General features: G+C 61.7%; 25 protein-coding genes and 1 tRNA gene. 13 read left to right on the top strand and 13 right to left on the bottom strand.

What is annotated here, in order from left to right; genetic code table 11:
- Window positions 1-90: 90 nt before the first annotated feature.
- A complete protein-coding gene (locus X757_RS156155) occupies window positions 91-705 on the top strand; it encodes a hypothetical protein (protein ID WP_023725759.1) in 615 nt (204 codons plus the stop codon).
- On the opposite strand, the gene X757_RS156160 is transcribed toward X757_RS156155, so the two are convergent.
- The 6 genes from X757_RS156160 to X757_RS0133645 form a co-directional block, all read right to left on the bottom strand.
- A complete protein-coding gene (locus tag X757_RS156160) occupies window positions 702-1,202 on the bottom strand; it encodes a GNAT family N-acetyltransferase (protein WP_023725758.1) in 501 nt (166 codons plus the stop codon). The two genes, X757_RS156155 and X757_RS156160, sit on opposite strands and share 4 nt — an antisense overlap.
- Before the next feature lie 39 nt (window positions 1,203-1,241).
- On the bottom strand, window positions 1,242-1,556 hold the full coding sequence (locus X757_RS156165; RefSeq protein ID WP_023822943.1) for a hypothetical protein: 315 nt from the start codon (window positions 1,554-1,556) through the stop codon (window positions 1,242-1,244).
- Window positions 1,557-1,626: 70 nt separating this feature from the next.
- The gene (locus X757_RS156170; protein WP_156933418.1) at window positions 1,627-1,953 is read right to left on the bottom strand and encodes a hypothetical protein; all 327 of its coding nucleotides are present in this window, start codon (window positions 1,951-1,953) and stop codon (window positions 1,627-1,629) included.
- Between the two features lie 101 nt (window positions 1,954-2,054).
- A complete protein-coding gene (locus tag X757_RS156175; RefSeq protein WP_023725755.1) occupies window positions 2,055-2,822 on the bottom strand; it encodes an alpha/beta fold hydrolase in 768 nt (255 codons plus the stop codon).
- A gap of 10 nt (window positions 2,823-2,832) precedes the next feature.
- A complete protein-coding gene (locus tag X757_RS156180) occupies window positions 2,833-3,405 on the bottom strand; it encodes a DUF192 domain-containing protein (protein WP_023725754.1) in 573 nt (190 codons plus the stop codon).
- Window positions 3,406-3,533: 128 nt separating this feature from the next.
- Complete coding sequence (locus X757_RS0133645) at window positions 3,534-4,130, bottom strand: cold-shock protein (protein WP_031201193.1); 597 nt, start codon at window positions 4,128-4,130, stop codon at window positions 3,534-3,536.
- A 357-nt stretch (window positions 4,131-4,487) separates the two neighbouring features.
- Between X757_RS0133645 and X757_RS156185 the strand changes: the two genes are divergently transcribed.
- Together X757_RS156185 and X757_RS156190 are read left to right on the top strand one after the other, a co-directional pair.
- A complete protein-coding gene (locus X757_RS156185; RefSeq protein ID WP_023667513.1) occupies window positions 4,488-4,928 on the top strand; it encodes a VOC family protein in 441 nt (146 codons plus the stop codon).
- Window positions 4,929-5,061: 133 nt separating this feature from the next.
- Complete coding sequence (locus tag X757_RS156190) at window positions 5,062-5,355, top strand: DUF2218 domain-containing protein (RefSeq protein WP_023681521.1); 294 nt, start codon at window positions 5,062-5,064, stop codon at window positions 5,353-5,355.
- A 105-nt stretch (window positions 5,356-5,460) separates the two neighbouring features.
- Here X757_RS156190 and X757_RS156195 read toward each other — a convergent pair whose 3' ends face one another.
- From X757_RS156195 to ilvA, 3 genes are read right to left on the bottom strand one after another with little or no spacing between them, the layout of a single operon-like run.
- A complete protein-coding gene (locus X757_RS156195) occupies window positions 5,461-5,760 on the bottom strand; it encodes an outer membrane protein (protein ID WP_084629471.1) in 300 nt (99 codons plus the stop codon).
- 27 nt (window positions 5,761-5,787) lie between these two features.
- Window positions 5,788-6,366, bottom strand: coding sequence for a DUF1697 domain-containing protein (locus tag X757_RS156200; protein WP_023725752.1), 579 nt, complete (start codon window positions 6,364-6,366; stop codon window positions 5,788-5,790).
- Entirely contained in the window at window positions 6,363-7,619 is a 1,257-nt protein-coding gene (ilvA, locus tag X757_RS156205) for a threonine ammonia-lyase IlvA (RefSeq protein WP_023725751.1), read from the bottom strand. Before ilvA ends, X757_RS156200 begins: the two co-directional genes overlap by 4 nt.
- 124 nt (window positions 7,620-7,743) lie before the next feature.
- On the opposite strand from ilvA, the gene X757_RS156210 reads away from it, so the two are divergent.
- The 3 genes from X757_RS156210 (at window position 7,744) to X757_RS156220 (ending at window position 11,618) form a co-directional block, all read left to right on the top strand.
- Window positions 7,744-9,147, top strand: coding sequence for an aminopeptidase P family N-terminal domain-containing protein (locus tag X757_RS156210; RefSeq protein ID WP_023725750.1), 1,404 nt, complete (start codon window positions 7,744-7,746; stop codon window positions 9,145-9,147).
- A 100-nt stretch (window positions 9,148-9,247) separates the two neighbouring features.
- Entirely contained in the window at window positions 9,248-10,321 is a 1,074-nt protein-coding gene (locus X757_RS156215) for an alpha/beta hydrolase (protein WP_023706608.1), read from the top strand.
- 133 nt (window positions 10,322-10,454) lie between these two features.
- Window positions 10,455-11,618, top strand: a complete 1,164-nt coding sequence (locus X757_RS156220) for an alpha/beta hydrolase (protein WP_023725749.1) — start codon at window positions 10,455-10,457, stop codon at window positions 11,616-11,618.
- A 22-nt stretch (window positions 11,619-11,640) separates the two neighbouring features.
- On the opposite strand, the gene ade is transcribed toward X757_RS156220, so the two are convergent.
- Entirely contained in the window at window positions 11,641-13,452 is a 1,812-nt protein-coding gene (gene ade / locus X757_RS156225) for an adenine deaminase (RefSeq protein ID WP_023695398.1), read from the bottom strand.
- Between the two features lie 263 nt (window positions 13,453-13,715).
- On the opposite strand from ade, the gene X757_RS156230 reads away from it, so the two are divergent.
- From X757_RS156230 to X757_RS156250, 5 genes are all read left to right on the top strand, one after another.
- Window positions 13,716-14,567, top strand: coding sequence for an alpha/beta fold hydrolase (locus X757_RS156230; protein ID WP_023725748.1), 852 nt, complete (start codon window positions 13,716-13,718; stop codon window positions 14,565-14,567).
- Window positions 14,568-14,696: 129 nt separating this feature from the next.
- The gene (locus X757_RS156235) at window positions 14,697-15,359 is read left to right on the top strand and encodes an outer membrane protein (protein ID WP_023702493.1); all 663 of its coding nucleotides are present in this window, start codon (window positions 14,697-14,699) and stop codon (window positions 15,357-15,359) included.
- 128 nt (window positions 15,360-15,487) lie between these two features.
- Window positions 15,488-15,573 (top strand) — tRNA-Leu (locus X757_RS156240).
- A gap of 747 nt (window positions 15,574-16,320) precedes the next feature.
- A complete protein-coding gene (locus X757_RS156245) occupies window positions 16,321-16,512 on the top strand; it encodes a hypothetical protein (protein ID WP_023667524.1) in 192 nt (63 codons plus the stop codon).
- A gap of 953 nt (window positions 16,513-17,465) precedes the next feature.
- Window positions 17,466-17,714 carry a hypothetical protein gene (locus tag X757_RS156250; protein WP_023691191.1) on the top strand — a complete coding sequence of 83 codons (249 nt, stop codon included), beginning with the start codon at window positions 17,466-17,468 and terminating at the stop codon, window positions 17,712-17,714.
- On the opposite strand, the gene X757_RS156255 is transcribed toward X757_RS156250, so the two are convergent.
- The gene (locus tag X757_RS156255; protein ID WP_023725747.1) at window positions 17,711-18,574 is read right to left on the bottom strand and encodes an RNA ligase family protein; all 864 of its coding nucleotides are present in this window, start codon (window positions 18,572-18,574) and stop codon (window positions 17,711-17,713) included. The two genes, X757_RS156250 and X757_RS156255, sit on opposite strands and share 4 nt — an antisense overlap.
- 86 nt (window positions 18,575-18,660) lie before the next feature.
- Here X757_RS156255 and X757_RS156260 point away from each other — a divergent pair, with 86 nt between their 5' ends.
- Together X757_RS156260 and X757_RS1000000167835 are read left to right on the top strand one after the other, a co-directional pair.
- Window positions 18,661-18,882 carry a hypothetical protein gene (locus tag X757_RS156260; RefSeq protein WP_023681532.1) on the top strand — a complete coding sequence of 74 codons (222 nt, stop codon included), beginning with the start codon at window positions 18,661-18,663 and terminating at the stop codon, window positions 18,880-18,882.
- A 724-nt stretch (window positions 18,883-19,606) separates the two neighbouring features.
- On the top strand, window positions 19,607-19,795 hold the full coding sequence (locus X757_RS1000000167835) for a hypothetical protein (RefSeq protein ID WP_023688348.1): 189 nt from the start codon (window positions 19,607-19,609) through the stop codon (window positions 19,793-19,795).
- A 279-nt stretch (window positions 19,796-20,074) separates the two neighbouring features.
- On the opposite strand, the gene X757_RS156275 is transcribed toward X757_RS1000000167835, so the two are convergent.
- The gene (locus X757_RS156275) at window positions 20,075-21,046 is read right to left on the bottom strand and encodes an ATP-grasp fold amidoligase family protein (protein WP_023725745.1); all 972 of its coding nucleotides are present in this window, start codon (window positions 21,044-21,046) and stop codon (window positions 20,075-20,077) included.
- Between the two features lie 88 nt (window positions 21,047-21,134).
- Entirely contained in the window at window positions 21,135-21,713 is a 579-nt protein-coding gene (locus X757_RS156280; protein ID WP_023725744.1) for an NUDIX domain-containing protein, read from the bottom strand.
- Window positions 21,714-21,829: the final 116 nt, after the last annotated feature.

The following is a 21,829-nucleotide window of genomic DNA, read 5'->3' as shown; positions in this document are numbered from 1 at the left end:
GGCACATATAAGCCAGATCATAGCACGATTGAACTCAATTTTCCTTAGTGCTCGGTGAAATGGATTTGGTTCACGGAAATTCAAGCCGCCATGGAAAACGAACCCTTGATCGACGCTCCGCTGAAACGCGCGCTCTCCGCGCTCTATCAAGCTCCGGATCGCCACTATCACAACCTCGCCCATATCGAGGCGTTGCTGGCGCTGGCGGACGAATATCGAGCATCGCTGCATGATTCCGGCGCCGTCGAAGCCGCAATCTGGTTCCATGACGCCATATATGACAGCCGCGCCAAGGACAACGAGGCCAGGAGTGCAGCACTTGCGCAGGACAAACTTGCCGCCCGCACCGATCCGGAGCGCCTCGGCCGCATCGCGGCGATGATCGTCGCCACTGCCACGCATGAACTGCCCAGCCTTCAACCACGGGGCCTTGCCGATGAGAACGCCCTCCACGACGCAGCGCTTTTCCTCGACATGGACCTGGCGATACTGGGTGCGTCAGCCGACGCTTTCGACGCCTATGAACAAGCGGTCCGACGCGAATATGGCTGGGTCGAGGAGCCTATGTGGCGCGCCGGCCGCGGCGCGATTCTCAAGACTTTCCTCGCGCGCCAGCATATTTTTCACACGCAGGAATTCCGCCACAGGTTCGAGCCCCAGGCCAGGCAAAACCTGGCGCGGTCTCTAGAAACGCTCAAATCCTAATCCGGAAATGTCCCCATGCGCTGCGCATAGGCTTTGAAACCGGCGCGCCTGTAGACCGATTGCGCGGCCGGATGGTCGTATGTGTCGGTATGAAGCCAGACCCTTTGCGGCGCCCGCGACCAGATGGCGCGAAGCGCCTGGTCGAGCAGGAACGGGCCGAGCCTGCGACCCTGGAAGGCGGGAACCAGCCCGAAATGAACCAGCTCGACCTCAGGCTGGCCGACGCCGTTGAATTCGCACAGGCCAGCGGCCTCGCCCTCGACGCGCAGCACATGGATATGTGTCGAGGGCAGCGCCAGCAGGCGCTCGAGGTCTTCCGCCGGCATGCGCAGCCGCTGGTCCCACTGCACCGGCTCGCCGACAGCGCGGTAGAGGTCGATGTAAGCGGCGCTGTCCAGCCTTTCCAGCGCCACCGTGGTCGCTGCTGCAGGGCTGACGCGTGCAGGCGCCAAATCGCGCGGGCGCATGTCCATATAGGTGACGAGAAGGTCAACCAAAGCGGCACCGCCTCCGGCTGCAAGCCAGACGAAGATCGATCACCTGAAGGCGCCAACGGACTTGGTCGCCGCCCAAACAAAGAACAGGCCGATCACCAACGACAGCCCGTTGAGGAGGATACCGACGATGCCGAGGACATGATTGTCGTTTGAACGTCCCAGTGCCATCAAGCCAAAAACCACGCCGGTGATGTGCGCCAGCGGCGCCGCAACGAGAAACACCACCAGAAAAACCCCGCCGAGGACGTTTTGAGCGGCCAGCGACGCCTCGCCTGGCATCAACGCCAGCGTGACCACCGCCGCAAAATCCATTGCGAACGCCAGCAGGGCCAGGATCACCGAGCGTTTGCCCAAGCTGCTCCGCCCCACCACGCCGGGCATTGCTATCGTGCTTCTTCCCCATCCGGCCATTACTCGTCCCCGATCAGGTGAAAGCGCCTATCGTCGATGCCATTGCCACAAGCAGCAGGAAGCCAACCGCCAGGGAGCCGCCGTTGAGCAGGATGCCGACGACCCCAAGCACGCGGCTATCGTTCGAACGCACCAGCGCCATCAGCCCGAAAATCAATCCGGCAATATGCGCCAACGGCCCTGCCAGCAGGAAAACCGCCATGAAGAAACCCGTGGCGATGTTCTGGGCACGCTCGGATGCGTGGGTCGGCAGCGCCACCATTGTGGTCAGCGCTATCACACCGGCACCGAAGGCGAGCAGCGCCAGGATGACGGAACGCTTGCCGAACTTGCTTGTCACGACGGGGCCCGGCAGAGCGTCGGCGCTTCTTCCCCATTGTGCCATTGTTTGCCACCCCTCGCCGGCCGCCCAATCCATATCGCCCGAAAATCGCTTACCGGTTAAAGCGGATTCTCGGCATAAAACTCCAAAACCCGCTGCTTGAAGGTCTTGTCGCCCACCGCCAGCATATGGTCACGGCCGTCGATGTGAAATGACTTGGCATTCGGCATCAGCGCGGCGAGCTCGTCGGGCGAGCCGCCGATATCGTCTGTCGTCCCGACCGCAATCAGCGTCGGTTGGGCGATGCGCGTCATGTCGTGTTCGCTGAGCAGTTCGCGCGACGTGGCGATGCAGGCAGCCAATGCCCGGCGGTCGCTGCGCGTCTGATCGGCAAAGGCGCGAAAGGAGCGACCGCGCGGATGGCTGGTGGCGGCCGGATCGTCGGCCAGCAGCGCCTCGGCGATCGGATCCCAGTCGCCGACGCCGTCGACCATGCCGATGCCGAGGCCGCCGAAGACCAGCGTCGCCACCTTGTCGGGATCGGACAGCGCCAGGAACGCCGCGATGCGCGCGCCCATCGAATAGCCCATGACATGCGCGCGGCCGATGCCGAGATGGTCGAGCAGGGCCGCCGCGTCCGAAGCCATTTTGGCCGGGGTGTAGTCGGCCTCGTCATAGCTTTTCGACGACGAGCCGTGGCCGCGATTGTCGAAGGCGATGGCGCGATAGCCGGCATCGTTCAGCGTCTTGAACCAGCCGGGCGATACCCAGTTGACATAGTGGCTGGAGGCAAAGCCGTGGATCATCAGCACCGGATCGCCCGCCCCCGACGCCGGCAGGCGGTCGAGGAAGGCGAAGTCGAACCCGTCATGGGAGAAGAATTGCATCGGGAGCGGCTCAGCCGGCGCCGGGCGTGGACGCGTTGCCCTTGTCCGATGGCGGCATGCCGGGGCCGTACACCGTGCCGACGGCCGGATGGCGCAGCAGATCGCCATGGTCGATGCCGTTTTTGGCGGCGGTGCCGGCCTTGAGCTCCAGCACGAAGCGCACTGGCACACCCGGCGAGATGACTGCATCGGACAATGGAGTGCCGTGCTTGACGGCCCGGACCTTGCCGTCCTGTCCAACAAAGATCAGGTCGAGCGGCATCGGCGTGTTGTGCATCCAGAAGCCGACCTGCTTCTGCATCTCGAAGACGAACAGCATGCCATGATTGTCGGCCATATCCTGGCGATACATCAGGCCGGCCTCGCGTTCCGAGTCGGTGTCGGCGACTTCGATCGAAAAGGATCTATCGCCGCCTTTCGTCGCCACGACCAAGGGTGTCGGATCGACGGGAAGGATCATCGCCTGACCGCCGGCGATCGTCTGCTGGGATGCGGTCGGCTGCCCGGAATAGAAGTAAGCGCCTGCGGCTACCGCAACGATGACGCAGAGCGCGCCCGCTGTCAGCCAGTTCCTGTACGCCATTGGAAATCCTCGACCAAAGACCATGATCCCTAAAAGTGGTCTCAGGTATTCGGATAAGATCGTGGTGAAACCAAGAAAAAGAGCCGTCCTGAATTGGTCGGCTGGAGTTCATCGTAAGGGCTCGCGTCCTAATGCGCGACCGGCAAGGTGCCCATATCGGGGTGAATCTCGGCAGCCATGAGGCCCTTGTCACCGCGTCCGAAACGCACCAGCACGACCTGTCCGGGCCTGAGCTCGGTGATGCCATAGCGGCGCAGCGTCTCCATATGGACGAAGATATCCTCGGTGCCCTCGCCGCGCGTCAGAAAGCCGAAACCCTTGGTGCGGTTGAACCACTTGACCAGCGCCCGCTCGAGCCCGCTTTCCGGCGTCACCGCCACATGGGTGCGCTGTTCCTGCATCTCAGCCGGATGGACCGCGGTGGTGGTGTCCATGGACAGCACCCGGAACGCCTGCAAACCACGGTCGCCATGCTTGACAAGGCACACGACACGCGCGCCCTCCAATGCCGTCTGAAAACCGTCCTTTCGAAGGCAGGTGACATGGAGGAGGATGTCGCCCGAAGAACCGTCATCGGGTAGTATGAAACCGTAGCCCTTGGCCACGTCGAACCATTTGATGGCGCCGGCGATTTCGACAAGGTCGGCGCTATCGCCGCCACTGTCGCGCTTCAGGGCGCCGTCAAGGTTCTCATCCCGCCTCGTGAAAGAGGCCTTATCCCCCATAAGAACGCCCCCTTTTTTCAAGAAAACCGCAAGTGATTCTTGACATTAGATTAACACCGCCGCTTCCGGGGTGTGCAAGACCTGCCGTGCCTTTTTTCACGGTTGAATACAGGAATAGCTGACTTGTTGTTTGCCGGCGTCGCTGCCGGCAGCAATGACGATCCATCAAGGCGGTCAACCGGTCGGCAATTTGCAAGGGATTTTGCCGAAATCGGCAACCACTTGTGTCCGGCGCTTTTGTCAGAGCAATCTGATTTTTCCAAAACCGGTGACCACTTTTCCAGTCCGATGCTCGTTGCCCTTCGGCGGGGTGGACCTTATGTTGCCTCGCAACCCAAACATCCCCGAGGAAATCCCATGCGCTACCTCCACACAATGGTCCGTGTCGCCGACGTCGATGTCTCGCTTGATTTCTACTGCAACAAGCTCGGCCTTAAGGAAGTGCGCCGCTACGAAAACGAGCAGGGCCGCTTCACGCTGATCTTCCTCGCCGCCTCCGAGGATGTAGAAAGCGGCATCACTGAGAAGGCGCCGCTGATCGAACTGACCTACAATTGGGATCCGGAGGAGTACAAGGGCGGCCGCAATTTCGGCCATCTCGCCTATGAGGTCGACGACATCTACGCCACCTGCCAGCATCTGATGGACAATGGCGTCATCATCAACCGGCCGCCGCGCGACGGCAACATGGCCTTCGTCAAGTCGCCGGACGGCATCTCCTTCGAACTGCTGCAGAAGGGCCCGGCCAAGCCCAAGGCCGAGCCGTGGGCATCGATGCCGAACACCGGCACCTGGTAGCGATCACGCCATCTTGAGCGAGGCGGCCGCGCCGACAAGCCGGCCGCCTTTGCCATTTCGACCAACGGCACCTATTTACCTGCCTGTCGCGCCAGCCAAGCAAAGCCAGTGCCTCATCCAGGAGAATTCGTTCATGCCGACCAGCCGTGCCGATGTCACCACCGCATATGCCAGCCGCTATTTGCAGCAGCTGTGCAAGCACTGGGCGCACAAATTTCCCGTCGAATTCGATCCGAACCACGGCACCATCGATCTGTCGCTCGGCCGCACGGTTCTCGATGCCGATGCGGCAGCGCTGCATATCACGGTGTCGACGGATGAAAGTGGATCGCTGGAGCGCATGGAGAGCGTCGTTGCCGATCACATCAAGCGCTTCGCCTTCCGCGAGGAGCTGACTTTCGAGTGGAAGCAGGCTCCGGCGACCTGATCTGCTGTCAGCCGCAACGCCGAACGCCGGAAGCTGCCAGCCCCGGACAACGTTATGGCGTCACTTGGTTGCGACGCCATCTGAATTGTCGGAACGACGGATCGATCAGAACTTGTAGTTCAGGCCGATCTTGATCGTATGGGCGTCGATCTTGTCGTTGCCCTCGATATCTGTCAAACGGACCTTGCCGAAGTCGAAGTACTGGTATTCCAGCTTCGTGGTCCATTTGTCGGCGAAGGCCCATTCGACACCGCCACCGATCGTATAGCCGAAGCGGCCTCCGCTCCTCGATGCGCTGCTGTCCGGGTCGGGCACCCCGTCAAAATCGAAAGTATCGCCATAACTCAATTTGTAGTGAGTCGCCGCCGCGCCGCCCTTGTTGTTTAGCCGAGACTTAATTAGCATTGCGACCGCAATGCAGATCTAAGCGATTCAAAGCGAACGCGCCATCTGCAGCAGCGCCAGCACCGAGCGCCAGTTGCGCGCGGTGCCGGGCACTTTCAGCACGCGCGGGATCAGCCCGGCGAACACCGATTTGCCGAGCCCGTCCGGCGCCTTGAGGTAGAGCACGTCGTCCCTGACCTCGAAGCTTTCCGGGCCGGTGCATTTTTCGGCAAGCCTGGCGATCTCGTCCGCCGTCGGCTGGCGCTCCAGCGTGTAGGCGTGAAGCTTGGTCGGATCGCCGGCGACTTCCGGATAAGGATTCTCCTTCACCAACCGTTCGAACCAGGAGAGATCGCGCACCATGATGCGCGAGTGAAAGCCCCATTTTTTCTCGAACGCCATTTCGATCTGTTTCGCCAGCGTGGCGGCGTCGCCCTTCTTGGTCCGGAACACGACATTGCCGCTCTGCACATAACTGGCGACATCGGTGAAGCCTAGCGCCTCGAATAACGCCCGCAACTCCGCCATCTGGACGATGCGGTTGCCGCCGACATTGATGCCGGAGAACAGTGCGACGAAGACCACCCTTCGCTCTTCGAGCTTCGGGTGGCAGGCTGTACCGCTCATATGATGAACCCGGCCAGGGTCTCGTTGTCGGTGATGTCCTGATAGTGCACGCCCTCGGCCTCGAAATTTGCCCTCAGCAGATCGAAGTTACGCCGGTCTTTGGTTTCGATGCCGATAAGCACAGAGCCGAAATTGCGTGCCGATTTCTTCAGATATTCGAAGCGGGCGATATCATCGTCGGGACCGAGCAGTTCGAGGAAGTCGCGCAGCGCGCCCGGCCGCTGCGGAAAGCGGATGATAAAATATTTCTTCAGCCCCTCGAAGCGCAGCGCCCGCTCCTTCACGTCGGGCAGCCGCTCGAAATCGAAATTGCCGCCCGACACCACCGCGACGATGGTCTTGCCGCGGATTTCCTTGCGCGAAAAATCCTTCAACGCGTCGATCGCCAAGGCACCGGCCGGCTCCAGCACCACACCTTCGATGTTGAGCATCTCGATCATGGTGGCGCAGAGCCGGTTCTCAGGGATCAGCCGCACCGCCTGAGCGGCGAACTCCTTGAGGTGGCGCAACGGCTCGCGGCCGATCTCGGCCACCGCCGCGCCGTCGACGAAATTGTCGACATTGGCGAGCCGGACGCGCTTGCCGCTGGCGAGGCTCTGATGCAGGCTCGGCGCACCGGCCGGTTCGCAAAAGACGTAGCGCGCGTCACGTTGCTGATCGGCGAAATAGTGCGTCACCCCCGCGGCCAGGCCACCGCCGCCGACCGGCAGCATGATGATGTCGGGCATGCGCGCGCCTGGCATCTGGCCGGCGATCTCATAGGCGACCGTCGCCTGCCCCTCGATAATGTCCTTGTGGTCGAAGGGCGGCACCATATGCGCGCCGGAACTTTCGGTGAATTCGAAGGCGGCGCGGTAGCAGTCGTCGAAGAAGTCGCCGACCAGCCTGATCTCGACGAAATCGCCGCCGAACAGCCGCGTCTTGTCGATCTTTTGCTGCGGCGTCGTCACCGGCATGAAGACCACGCCCTTCTTGCCGAAATGGCGGCAGACGAAGGCAAAGCCCTGCGCATGGTTGCCGGCCGAGGCGCAGACGAACAGCTCGGCCTCGTTGCCGGCGGCAAGCGCCTTGCGGAAAAAGTTGAAGGCGCCGCGGATCTTGTAGGAGCGCACCGGCGAAAGATCCTCGCGCTTCAACAGCACCCGAGCCCCCGTCTTCTTCGACAGATAGTCGTTTTCCTGCAGCGGCGTTTCGGGAAAGATCTCGCGGATCGCGGCTGCGGCGGTGGCGACACGGGAGGAGAAACTGTTCATGGCGCCGTCACCTCTGGATGGAATGGTTCGAAGGCGAAGCCTATTGCACAATTCGCCGTTTGCAGCCACCGATGCGGCGCGGCCGCTTTGACGCGCCAGCAGGAAATCCATTGGAGCCATCTTCATGCCTGTTTCGGCTGTCGCCCTGAAGACAGTAGACCTTCCTGAATTCGGCGAGCCAACAGTGATGCCGCTAGTTCAGCGGCGGACCTACGAAGCACGCATCGAGGCTCTGCTGGCGCGCGGCGCCAAGGCCGGGCTCGACGCCTTTGCCGTCTATGGCGACCGCGAGCACGCGGCCAATGTCGCCTATCTCAGTGGTTACGATCCGCGTTTCGAGGAGACGCTGCTGGTCATCGTTCCCGGCAGCCAGCCAAAGCTTCTCGTCGGCAATGAGGGTTGGGGCTATGCCGAAATCTGCGACGGGCCTTACGAGCGCGTCCTTTACCAGACCTTCTCGCTGCCGGCGCAGCCACGCGACCGCTCCGCCTCGCTTGCCGACACACTTGCCGCCTGCGGCCTGAAAGCCGGCCAGCAGATCGGCGCCATCGGCTGGAAGCCGTTCGGCCCCGGCGATGGCGGCTTTGGCGAGACGACGCTCGACCTGCCGTCCTTCATCGCCGATACGCTGCGCACACTGGCCGGCGACAGAGGCGCGGTGGTCAACGCCGCCAACCTGTTGATGAATCCATCCGACGGTCTACGCGCCATCAACGGGGCAGACCAATTGGCGTCCTTCGAATTCGCCGCGACCTTTTCCTCGCAGGGCCTGCGCAACGTGCTTGGGAATATCGAGCCCGGCATGAGCGAATTGCAGGCCGCGCGGCTGATGGGGATCAACGGCCTGCCCCTTTGCTGCCACCCGATGCTGTCCGCCGGCAGGCGTGCGCCCTACGGCTTGCCTAGCCCGCACCTCGACATCATCAAGCGCGGCGATCCCGTCACCATGGCGTACGGCATCCAGGGCTCGCTCAACGCCCGCGCCGGCTTCCTGGTCGAGAGCGCGGCCGAACTGCCGCGCGAGATCGACGACTATATCGACAAGCTGGTCGCGCCCTATTTCGCCGCCGTCGTCGACTGGTACGAGACCATCGGCATCGGGGCTGCCGGCGGAGCGCTTTGGAAAGCCGTGCATGACCGCATAGGGGACCCGTTCTTCGGCGTCTCGCTCAATCCCGGCCATCTCGTCCATATCGACGAATGGATGCATTCGCCGGTGTTTTCCGGCTCGGACATCAAACTGCGGTCCGGCATGGCGCTGCAGGTCGACATCATTCCGGCGACCGGAACCAGCTATTTCACCACCAACATCGAGGACGGTATCGCGCTTGCCGATGAGGCGTTGCGCGAGGAGATCGCGGCCCGCTATCCCGAGGCATGGCGCCGCATCGAGGCGCGCCGCGCCTTCATGGGCGATGTGCTCGGCATCAGGCTCAAGCCCGAGGTATTGCCCTTCTCCAACATCCCTGCGTTCCTGCCGCCATTCTGGCTTTCGCGCAACAGTGCGATGACCGTGGCTCGACGCTGACCACATTTCGGCTGGACACGACTTACTTCTGCCGCACTCTCACTGTCCGGGAGGTGCCGCGGGGGTATATGGGCCTTTTGGCCGGAGTGGAATTTTTGACGTGCGTTTGAAGACGATTTGCATTCTTGCACTTGCCCTGTTGATCGCCGGCTGCGGCGGCCGCAAAACCGAGGAACTGCTCGGCAGCGCCGTCATGTCCACGCCGGTGACCGAAATCTCGGGCAATCACTCGATCTTCATTGCCACCACACGCAAGAAATCCGACGATCCCAACAAAGTTTTCGACGGCGAACGCTCGGCGACGCTTAACTACGCCCGCGTCACCGTCACCGTTCCCGGCATCCACCAGACCGGCCAGATCGAGCGCCGCTCGCGCGGCAGGTCCAACGACCCAGCGAAGTACTTCATGGCCTCCGAGGTCGTCGGCTACGATGCGCAGCCGAAATTCTCCAGTGCGCTCAATGCCGACATTGCCGCGCGCGGCGGCCGCGTCATGGTCTTCGTGCATGGCTACAACACCGGCTTCGACGACGCGGTCTACCGCCTGACCCAGATCGTCCACGATTCCGGCTATCCCGGCACGCCGGTGCTGTTTTCCTGGGCATCCGGCGCCAGAACCACCGACTATGTCTATGACAAGGAAAGCGCCAGCGCCGCCCGCGATCAGTTGGAGGTGACATTGCGCATGCTGCAGCAGTCCGGCGCGCGGCGCATCGACATCGTCGCCCATTCGCTCGGAACCTGGGTGACCATGGAAACGCTGCGCCAGATGGCCATCACCGGCGACCGCGATCTCGGCGGCAAGCTCGGCGATGTCGTGCTGGCTTCTCCCGACATCGACGTCGACGTCTTCAAGAGCCAGATGCGCCGCTACGGCAAGCCGGACAAGCCGTTCATCCTGCTGCTCTCCGACGACGACCGGGCGCTGCGGCTCTCAGGCCTGATTGCCGGCTCGCGGCCACGCGTCGGCGACTACAAGGATGCCGCCGACCTCGCCGCTTATGGCGTCACCGTGGTCGACCTTTCCAAGGTCAAGGGAGGCGACAGCTTCAACCACACCAAGTTCGCCGACAATCCCGAACTGGTGAAGATGATCGGCCAGCGGCTGCGCGAGGATGACGGCTTTGCCAGCGACCAGACGGTGACCGACCGCATCAGCGCGCTCGGACAATAAGGCTGTCGCCTTGCGGCGACCGTCGCCGCGTGAGGTCGCGAATGCCGACCGGCCCGCTCACTTTCAACTGGACCGGACCGGTCTCTGCCTCTACGACATTGAAATCGGCGCCAATGCGCCAGCGGGAGCCCGCGTGAACGAGCGATGGAAGACTGTCCTGGTCCTTGCGTTCGCGCTCGCTGCCGCCGGCTGCGCCGGCCCGAACACCCATGACCTGTTGAACGAGACGACGGTTTCGGTGCCTGCCTCCGACATCGCGGCCACCCACGAAATCTTCGTCGCCACCACCCGCAAGCAGGCGACCAAGGACCCACGCCAGGTGTTCGATGGCGATCGCTCGCTGACCACCAGCTACGCCCGCGTCGACGTCACCGTGCCGAAGGTCCACCAGGTCGGCGCCATCGAGCGCGCCAAGGGCTCGGCCAATTCGAACCCGGCCAAGCAATTCACCGCCACCGACGTCGTGCGCTATGGCGACGCCTCGCAATTCGCCAAGGCCGTCGGTGCCAACATCACCATGAATGGCGACCGCGCGCTGGTCTTCGTCCACGGCTTCAACAACGGCTTCGACGATGGGGTCTACCGGCTGACGCAGATCGCCCACGACACCGAATATCCGGGTACGCCGATCCTGTTTTCGTGGGCTTCGAGCGGCAAGACCACGGGCTATATCTACGACAAGGACAGCGCCAACGCCGCGCGCGACGACCTCGAAGCGACGCTCAGGATGCTCGCCAAGACAAAGGTCAAGAGCATCGACATCATCGCGCATTCGATGGGAACCTGGGTGACGATGGAAGCGCTGCGCCAGCTCGCCATCACCGGCGACCGCGATCTCGACGGCAAGCTCGGCCGTGTCGTCCTGGCATCGCCCGATATCGATGTCGACGTCTTCAAGAAGCAGATGATCCGCTACGGCAAGCCCGACAGGCCGTTCGTCATCCTGCTTTCCGCCGACGACCGTGCTCTGAGACTGTCCAGCCTGCTATCCGGCGACAAGCCGCGCGTCGGCGACTACGGCAACGCCGCCGACATTGCCAGTTACGGCGTCGTTGTGGCCGACCTCAGCCAGATCAAGGGCGGCGACCGCCTGAACCACGCCAAATTCGCCGACAACCCGTTCCTGGTGCAATTGCTCGGCGACCGTCTGCGCGCTCCAGCCGGCCTGGCATCGGACGAACCCACGCAGGGCCAGATCGACAATCTCGGCCGAGGCCTCGGAAAGGCAGTCGGATCCGTCGCCGAGATCATCATCACCACGCCATTCAAGGTGCTGACCATCGCCACCGGCGGATGAGAGCCAAGCACCGGGGCTGATCTCAGATAAACAAACCTACCTTCTGGAACGTCGTCACGTCGATCAGGCCGACATCGGAAATCCTGAGTTCCGGGATGACGACCAGCGCCAACAGCGAGTGCTGCATGTAGGCGTTGTTGAGCGAGCAGCCCATCTTGCGCATTGCTTCGGTGAGTTTCTCGGCCTTGGCCGCCACGATTTCGGCGCGCTCGTCCGACATCAGCCCGGCGATCGGCATTTCGACAAGCGCCAGTTCCTTGCCCTTCGAAAACAGCACCACGCCCCCGCCGACCTCGCCCAGCCGGTTGACGGCCAGCGCCATGTCTTCCTTGTTGGTGCCGACGCAGATGATGTGGTGGGCATCATGCGCGACGCTCGACGCCATGGCGCAGTCGCCCATATAGCCGAAGCCGGAGACGAAGGCATTGGTGACGCCTCCGGTGCCGCGGTGGCGCTCGACCAGCGCGATCTGGCAGATGTCGTTGCGGCGGTCCATGGCGACCAGCCCGTCCTCGACCGGCAGGTCGGCCTCCAGCGCCCGCGTCGGCGCCTGGTTTTCGATCACGCCGATGACCCGCACCCGCACCTCGTTGGCGCCCTTGGGCGCCGCAATGTCGAAGTCGCCTGGCTTCAGCTTCTTGCCGAGCTTGACGGTGTTCTTCGCCGATTTGGGGTAATCATAGGCCGGAATGTCGATCTCGAGCTTGCCGCCCTTGGCCAGCCTGATACCGCGGCCATAGACCTCGTCGATGGTCATGGCGGCAAGATCGGAGACGATCAGCAGATCGGCGAGCCGTCCCGGCGCGATCGAGCCCAGTTCGCGCTCCAGCTTGAAATGCTGGGCGGTATTCAGCGTCGCCATCTGGATCGCCGTCACCGGCTTCAATCCCTGTTGGATGGCGTGGCGCACCACCCGGTCCATATGGCCTTCATGCACCAGCGTGCCGGAATGGCTGTCGTCGGTGCACAGGATGAAGTTGCGCGGGTCGAGACCGCTCTCGGTCACCGCCTTGATCTGCGAGGCAACATCGTACCAGGCCGAGCCCAGCCGCAGCATTGCCTTCATACCCTGGCGCACACGGGCGATTGCGTCCTCGGCGCGTGTGCCTTCATGGTCGTCCTCCGGCCCGCCGGCGACATAGCCATGGAACGGCAGGCCGAGATCGCGCGACGCATAGTGGCCGCCGACCGTCTTGCCCGCTCGCACCGTGGCGGCGATCTCGCCCGACATCACCGGATCGTTGGCCACGACACCGGGAAAATTCATCACTTCGCCGAGCCCGATGATGTTTTCCCAGGTCATCGCCTCGGTGACATCGGCGACCGTCAGTTCGGCCCCGGCATGCTCCAGACCCGGCGCCGACGGCACGCAGGACGGCATCTGGACGTGCACGTTGATCGGCATGGCGACGGCCTCGTCATGCATCAGCCGCACGCCGGGCAGGCCCAGCACGTTGGCGATCTCATGCGGATCGATGAACATCGAGGTGGTGCCGTGCGGGATCACGGCGCGGCAGAACTCGGTGACGGTCACCATGCCGCTCTCGACATGCATGTGCGCGTCGCACAGGCCGGGCACGAGATAGCGGCCGCCGGCGTCGACCACCTTGGTGCCCTGGCCGATGGCATGGCTGGCATTCGGCCCGCAATAGGCGAAGCGGCCGCCGGCAACGGCGATGTCGGTGCCGGCTATGATTTCGCCGGAGTGCACGTTCACCCAGCGGCCGTTGCGAATGACGAGATCGGCAGGCTTGCGCCCCGTCGCGACGTCGACCAGATGCGTCGCCATCTCGGTCCAGGGCTTGGGTTTCGTCGCCGACGGCTGCTTGGCCATGAAAGACTCCTGTTTGCCCGACTGTGCCAAGCCGGCAAGGTTTTGGCCAGCGATCACGGACGAAATCCGTCGATGAGAATTCGCCCGGGGCGGATGCGCCGCACCTGCTCACCCCCGAGGGCAGGCATCAGCGGTGCGGTCATTCAGTTTGGCTTGTGCCGCCACTTATGCTACCATTCTGGCTATGGTGCTGATTTGCGCCGACGACCCGCCGCGAGGCGGGTTTTTGTTGTGATGAGCCCGAAACCTCCTGAGGTGAAGTCATGATCCGGTTCCTGAAAGCACTCGCCTTCGTCACCCTGTTCCTGATCTCGGCCGGCTTTGTATCCGCCGAGGAACGTTGGCAGACCTTGCCGGAGCCGGCGGCGATGCCCAAACCGGATCAGAGCGGGTATGCGCCGGTCAACGGCATCCAGATGTACTATGCCGTTTTCGGCGCCGGTGATCCGATTCTCCTGATCCATGGCGGCCTTGGCCATGGCGACATCTGGGCAAGCCAGGTGGCGACGATGTCCAAGACGCACAAGGTGATCATTGCCGACAGCCGCGGCCATGGCCGTTCTACCCGCACCGAGCAAGCTTACGGCTATGACCTCATGGCGTCGGACTATCTTGCGCTGCTCGACTATCTCAAGATCGACAAGACCGCTCTTGTCGGCTGGAGCGACGGCGGCATTATCGGCATCGACATCGCGCTGCATCATCCGGAGCGGCTGACAAGGCTCTTTGCGCAGGCCGCCAACGTCACCACCGATGGCGTCGATCCGGGTGTGCTGACCAACAAGACCTTTGCCGCCTATATCGACCGCTCGGGACGCGACTACAAGAAACTGTCGAAGACTCCCGACCAGTACGATGCCTTCGTGGCGCAGATCAGCCACATGTGGGAGTCGGAGCCGGCCTGGACCAAGGAACAGCTCGGCAAGATAACCACGCCGACTGCGATCGTTGCCGGCGACCATGACGAGGCGATCAAGCGCGAACACACCGAATACATGGCCTCCGTCATTCCGGGCGCCAAGCTCATCATCCTGCCCAACGCCAGCCATTTCGCCATGCTGCAGGCGCCGGACGAATATAGCAAGGCGGCGCTGGACTTCATCGACGCCAAATAGCGCCCCCCAAGATAGAGCACCCAGCGCAGCAACGGGTGCTTCCGATTGTTGAACAATGGGTTCCGTTTTGCGGCGAATAGGATTACCTTCCGGCAAGGCGCCTTCTGAACAGCCTTTTCGGAGAACTCGATGCGGTGTCTGACGATTGCCAGTGCCGGATTTCTGATCGCTCTGGCCGCGCCGGCATTCGCCGCCGACCCGATGGCGGTGCCGATGACCGAACCAGGCTTCGACTGGACCGGCTACTATGCCGGCCTGCAGGCCGGCTACGGCTGGGGCCAGTCCGACATATCAGTGACGGAAGGCGCGCCGTTTTCCATCTCGCCCGATATTGACGGCGGTTTCGTCGGGGGCCATGTCGCCGGCCTGTGGCAGTTCGATCAGGCGGTGCTCGGCGCCGAGGCGGAGCTCAATTATTCCGCCGTCGACGGTACGGCGGTATCAGGCCTTGGAAGCACATTCCGCACGGACATCAAGTGGTTCGGATCTGTAAACGCCAAAGCGGGCTTCGCCATGGACCGCGTGCTGGTCTACGGCGTCGGCGGCGTCGCCTTTGCCGGCATCGAAACGTCGCAAGTCGCGGGCGCGTCGTTCGCCGGCACACGCACGAATATCGGCTGGACCTTGGGCGCCGGCGTTGACTATGCGCTGACCGACAAATTCATCGTCGGCGCGCAATATCGCTATTACGATTTCGGCTCCGAGCACTATGACGTGGCGGAACCCTTCAACGATCGCGATCAGGATGTGAAGCTGAACGCGGTCGGTATCAATCTCAGCTACAAATTCTGAGCCTTCTCGGCGACTGAGATTTTGGCAATAACCAACTGTTTTGCCATCACGAACCACCTTTCATGAGTCCGACACTCGGCAAAAGATGGCTTGACGGGTTTTCGCTGGCGTCTGAAAAGGGCTGGCCTGCGGACGTGGCGGAATTGGTAGACGCAAGGGACTTAAAATCCCTCGATCTCTGATCGTACGGGTTCGATTCCCGTCGTCCGCACCATTTGAAATGCTTAGGATTTGTTCTGTAAGAACTCACTGGCTACCATAGAAAAGGCTGACGCGGGTAGCAACTGAAGAGGTTTAACACTCTTGCTGGAATACCTGCTGCAACACTCCTGTCGGTAGCGACCGACCGCGCGGGCCAGGTCAAGGCACTCCCTTAGGAGCCGGCTGGGGCCGCAGCGGCCTTAACCCGGTGGGCATGCTCCGTCGCGATTTTAAGAAGAGTTGCGGCCGTTTCCTGTGGCGTCCAACCTTGCGCTTCTGACGCAGTCACCAAGGCCGCAAACGCGGCTTCTAATGCGACTTCACAGTTCACCCCACGGTCTGGGCTATCCTCTGGCAATATCGGGGGTTCGACGGATTGGGACATGGTGACTTCTTTCAAAGGGGAAAGCCCGCCGCCCCAGCCTTTTGCCACTTGAAAATTTCAGCAAAGGATCATTCCAGCTATCAGCAGCGTGATTAGAACTGACAACGGCACGGCCAGAAGACCGACCAACTCAACATTTCTTGTGTTTTGTCGCTTGTCCATCTTCGTCGCCCGCATGTCGTTGGCTTTGGCATCTTGCCGTCAACGTGCAGCTGTTGGAACCAACCACAAGTGCCGCTGATCGGAGATTCAGTCGGTGCTGCATATTAGCAACACATTGTGGAACGATCGGGCGGCATCAGCCAATTGCTTTTGAATGCGCTTGCACTTGCTTCGTACGATTCCGTACAGTTTCCCCCATAGGGGAGGCGGCCGATGGACCATGACGAGGAAGGCTACAGCATTGACGCCTTCGATTTCGATGTGGTGTGCGAGACCTTCAGGAGATCCGTTCGGGAGTTGAACCTGGCTGAAGAGCATTGGGTAGACCACGCGAAGGCGCTGCTACGGGAATTCACCGACAGCGCACCTGATGACGACATGATTAGCCGGATCGTCGGGCGCTAGTGGCCTATACAGCGGTAGTTGGTTAGAATCGTACCCCGGTCCTGCCACGGAAACCTTTTCCAAGGTTTGCCGCGTCATAGAGGCATCACAGAAGCTCCTGGAACAGATTGCCCAGCGCGGAGGGCCCTATAACGAAAAAGCTCGCCACCGTGAGGCAGCGGGCAGTTTTGGGAGAAACAGAAATGGGAACAATGGACCCCCGAATTGCCAACGGGCCATCGCCAATGCCGTCAGAGAGCCCTGCCTGGACGTGTGGCGTCCTGTCCGGCCCTCGCCATTGATTTCGTCGGCAAGCTTGTCTTTGGCCTCGTGATAGGTCTTGAAGTTGGCATCGGGATGGCAATCGCCGGCTGCCAAGGAGGCCGGCCGCTGGCCGACCCATCAGTTAGGCGTCCGTAGCCAGAGCGTTATAAAGCAGCAAACACGCCAGGATAGGAACGGCGCTGCCTAGCAGCTGGTCTGCCGTGAGGCCGGAAAAATAGACAAGATGAAACGTCACCATCGCTCTACCAATCACGGTTCGGAACACTGCCGAATTAACCGTTAGCCGACGCTAATGTTCCGCTCTGGACTCACTACCGCTTTGGAAGAATCCTGCCGCAGCGATCAGCGCCCCGCCCGACCTTGATCTCAACGTCGGTGCCACAAGGCTTTCCTTCGTTCGCATGGTTCGCAGAGATTAGCACGATCGCATACTCTCATCTCATCCGGCGTCGTCTCCCTCACAAAGCAGCGCCGGTAAGGCTCGGCGACCTTCTTGTTTGTCCCGTGTGCCAAAGGAGGTCGCCGGGCCTGCCGTTGCTCATCTTTGCTGGTGGTTGCTCCTGATGGCTGCGCGTGGCGCCGTCGCCCTACTGCTACCTGCGGGGTAAGGCCGGCGAGCCCTCTTGTCAGGCAGTCCGGCATGTAGGATTATAGTCCTCGTTGCGGCGACCCCCCAATGGAGAGCGCCAATGGCCAGAACCAAACCTTCGGAACAACTTTCCCGGGCTGAAATCGAGCGCTTCCTGGCGGCAGCCGAAGCGCTGCACAAGAGCATCGTCGGGCCGCTCCTGGCGTACCACGGCGAGCACTACCAAGCTCTACGTAAGGTCCATGGACCCCTGTTGAAGTCGATCGAGACCATCACCGGCCAGAAGGCGAAGTTCATCCAGTGGAACGGGACAGGACCGGCACAGCCCCGGGACAAGCCTCCGGGCTAAGTCTCCTCCCGGAAATCCAGCAGCTTGGCATGGCGAAGCTTCTCCTCGCCCTTTAGGAACCGCACGCGGCCGACCAGGCCCGGCTTTAGCCATTCGGCCTTGTCACTCTTGAGCCCTTTCGGCGCCGGCCCGCCAATCTTGCCTTGCACGCGGTCCCATAGGCGCTGGCGCTTGTCCGCCTTGAAGGTGACGAAGGCGCCGCCGGCATAGTGGCCTTTGTCGGCCATCAGCACCATGGCAGGCTTGCCGGCCTCGCGCTGCACGCCGATGATGTCCATCTCCTTTTCGGCATAGCACTTGATCTTGCGCCAGTTCGTCGTCGGACCCGACCGATACTTGCTGCCCTTCCGCTTTGAAACGATACCTTCAAGCCCAGCCTGGTCGACCAGATGAAAGACGGCGTCGCCAGTGCCCGGCATCGCTTCGCTGAACTGGATTCGGCCGCCGTCCGGGATCAACGCCCGGAGGATCTCGCGACGGTCTTCCACCGGCGTGTTCCGCAAGTCATGCCCGTTCAGGTGCAAGAGGTCGAATGCTAGCAGATACAGATCGCGCGACGGCTTGCGGCTGGTCGCGGCTGATTGATGCGCATGGAAGTCGGATAGGCCAGCCTCATTGATCGTAATGGTCTCGCCGTCGATGATGAAGTCTTTCGCCTCGATCGCTTCCGCCTCACCGGCAAGTTGGATGTAGCGGCCCGTCCAATCATAACCGTTCTTGGTGATCAGCCGAATCCCGTCATCATCCTTGATGACCTGGGTGCGGTAGCCATCGAATTTGATCTCATGAATCCATTCATCGCCCATCGGCGGCGTGTCGACCAGTTCGGGTTCCATGGGCTTGTTGAATTTCAGACGCATGCACTGACTCGCAGAACTGCGACTTCAATTAGCTAGCGCTAAATTAGTTCCGGAACATTTTAGACGAATTGGATGTTTGAAGGGCTATGAAGATCGAAGCCGACCAATGCCGGGCAGCGCTGACGCTCATCCGGCGCACAATGGAAGAGCACTGTCCTCCTGGCGTGCTGCCGAGCGAAGAGATGGTCAATGGGCTCTATGGTCCGGAACTGATCCATGAGGCGGAAGCCATTGCCGCCGGCATCGTCGCAACCATTGACCAGCTGCAATTGCCCGTGATGAAACCGCCGTCCCCTAGTATCAAATAGAGACCGACACAGGGAAGGTCGCTTGGCCGCGCGATCGTGGGCTCGCAACGACCGGCGAGGCGATGCCGGCCTCACCAAGGGTTACAGCCCCTCGACCAGCAGCGAAGGCGGCTCGCGGCAGTGCAACGCCCGAAGTGTTTCGAGACGACGATGGCCACCGAGCGTAGCCAGCGCGCGTCGTGCTGCACAAGGACCGAGGCAGCGGCACGGCCGCCCGGGTTACTCCAAAGGCGGCTCTTCGCTCTGTGGAGCCAAAACGGTGATATCCATCCTGGCGATTGTCGATGCGGCGCGCCCCTGGGCGCCAGAATCCGTGTCGCCACTTTCTGCCGCCATTGCCTTGGCGCGATGTCCTACGCTGTCTGCGCTTTTGCCTGGCGCAAATCCTTCGCCCGGTTCTGTCTTTGCGGGTTTCGGTCGAGTTTCAGCTGCCTGCCGATGTTGGTTTCCAATCGCCGAGACCATTGATACCTCCCCTTGATGAGGCCGCGACTGTACCTGTCAAGGCTGTAGCGAGGCTGATCACTTAAGTGGTCGGGTTGCGCCCGCTCGTAGTGGCCCTCCGATCACTGGGCTCTCGATGCCTTGGCGCTCGCGGACGTCTGGTCGGGTGGGAAGTTCAAACTCAGCCGCCCTTTGCGGCACCGGCTTCGCCCGACAACTAGGAACGATTTCGGCCGCCATGTGTTACGCAATCATGAATCTCGCGGATCCCGGATCAACAATGGCAACCGATCTTTTCACGATGCAACTCGCTGATGCTCAGCAGCGCATCAAACAGACCGAGTTCGCGCTGGTACTCAGCGAGAAAATGGTGGCTGAGAACCTCGCTTTATCCAGCAGGATACGATCGGCGAGGCGGCGTGTCCTGAAGGCCGGAAGGCCTCTGGCGACAGTCGACTCAACAAGCTGAAAGAGTTCTTCAAATGATCTCGACCCAGTCCGGACGTGGGAGAGCTTGCCGGTAACCTTAGCGGTAATCGGCCGAGTCGCAGCAGGAAGCGCGCCGAAAACTTGCTCGACGAAGACTGCGGCGTCGCTATGAACGCTACGGCTCAGTTGAGGCAGCACTTCGAAATCACGGCTATTGACCTGCTGAGCTATCAGTTTCCCTCGATCTCTAATGGTATGGGTTCTCCGCACCACCCTTCGCTCTTCGAGCTTCGGGTAGCACGCCACCAAGGCAGCCATCTCAAACGTCGAGATAGCCGGCGGCGACCAGCGTTGCCTTATATCGTTTGGCAAATCGGCTGGGCAAACGACTGAGGTAAGCTGACGCGCCAATATCCCAATGCGCGCCCAGTTCGCGGTCGAAGGCAGCCGGATCGAATTGCAGCAAGCCGCTGCGTGGGTAGACCGTGAATTCTCCGAAGATCGGCTCCCCCTCCTCCTCGTAGAAATCGACACGCACCATGTCGAACTCGCTGCCGAGCGCCTCGGCTGCCTCGATCATCCGCGCCAGGCTCTTGGGAGGGGGAATTTCCAGGCTCGAGTCGATCGCGCCCTGGACGATGTTCAGCGGGCGCCAATCGCGATCCAGGTGGGCGGTATTCTTGACCGTGGAACGGAAGGCGACGACGACAATGTAGGCCACGCGGCCAGCCAGCACACAGAATTTGTAGTCGACCGGGTCATAGCCCTGGTCCTTGCCCACAAGCGCTTCGACGAAAACCCGCCGCTCTATGTGCGCATAGCTGCGCTCCAGCTTGCGGGCGCCATAGGTTTGGCCAAGGTATCCCGTCATCTCGGCAATGATCGCCTCCCGGTCGGCGTTGGCCGGATCGCGAACGATGACATTCATGGCGCAACCGTGGTTGCATTTGACGGCGTAGGGGATTTTCAGGTCATCGAAGGGGATCTGGCGCGGATCGTCGCCCTGCCACAGCACCTCCGGGATGGCGAGCCCGGGAAGCCGCTCCCTGACGATTTCCTTGGACTTGAGCTTGTCGAGAAGGCCGATAAAGCGAGGATCGTCATCGAAAATCTTGCGCCAGTGGACCTTTTCCGTGAACCTCACCGGGGCTGCAAAATTCGGCAGATGCCGCATTCGCTCAAGGAAACGCTGGGTCAACCGGCGATAGCGGACAAGCAGCGCGGCGTTCAGCAACAGGAGAGATGCCCGCGCGCTGTTTCGCTTCAGCCATGCCTTTGCGCCACGCGCCATTCCGGTGTCCTTGCAACTTGCGCAACTTCATCCGCGAAGTGGACGGCCACCCTGCCCGCAGCAGTGAGGCACGTCGAGCTTCGCCGAGCTAGCCCTTCATCGGGTACAGTTTCAAATGCTGGATCAGGATGATCGTCTTGGCATCGATGATGCGGCCGTCTGAAATGCCGGCCAGCGCTTCATCAAGCTGCATTTCCAGAACCTCGATGTCCTCGCCCTCGTCGGCCGCGCCGCCGCCGGCCGAGATGCGGTCGGCGGGTGAATAGCGCGCCACGAAGAACCACAGCCGTTCGGTGACGCTGCCCGGGCTCATATAGGGGGAAAACAGCCGCTCGATGTTCTGTAGGCGATAGCCGAGCTCTTCCTCGGCCTCCTTGAGGATGGCGGTTTCGGGATCGTTTTTGTCGAGCAGGCCGGCGCAGGCCTCGATCAGCGGTTCGCGGTGGCCGGTGACGTAGGCGGGGTAGCGGAACTGCCGCACCAGAAGCACCGTCTGACGCTCGGGATCGAAAGGCAGGATCACCGCGCCGTCGCCACGATCGTAGGTCTGGCGAATCTGCGTCTCCCACTGCCCGTCGCGCCGACGGTAATCGAGAACAGTCTTCTTCAGGACCGCCCAGTCGTCGGACAGGACTTCCTCCGAGCGGATGCGGATACGATCTTCCATGATGAGCTCCAAGCTGTCGGCGCCATGGCGTAACCGCGAACGGTTTTGCGCGCAACCGGAACGGCGAAGCTTTCACCGCCTCGTGTCTGGTGCCGGCAACTGCCATCGCCTAAATA

It is taken from the genome of Mesorhizobium sp. LSHC412B00 (assembly GCF_000503035.1).
In the GTDB taxonomy this organism is placed as follows: domain Bacteria; phylum Pseudomonadota; class Alphaproteobacteria; order Rhizobiales; family Rhizobiaceae; genus Mesorhizobium.
The sequence above is the reverse complement of the archived record's forward strand: the minus strand, read 5'-3'. Positions and strand labels throughout refer to the sequence as shown.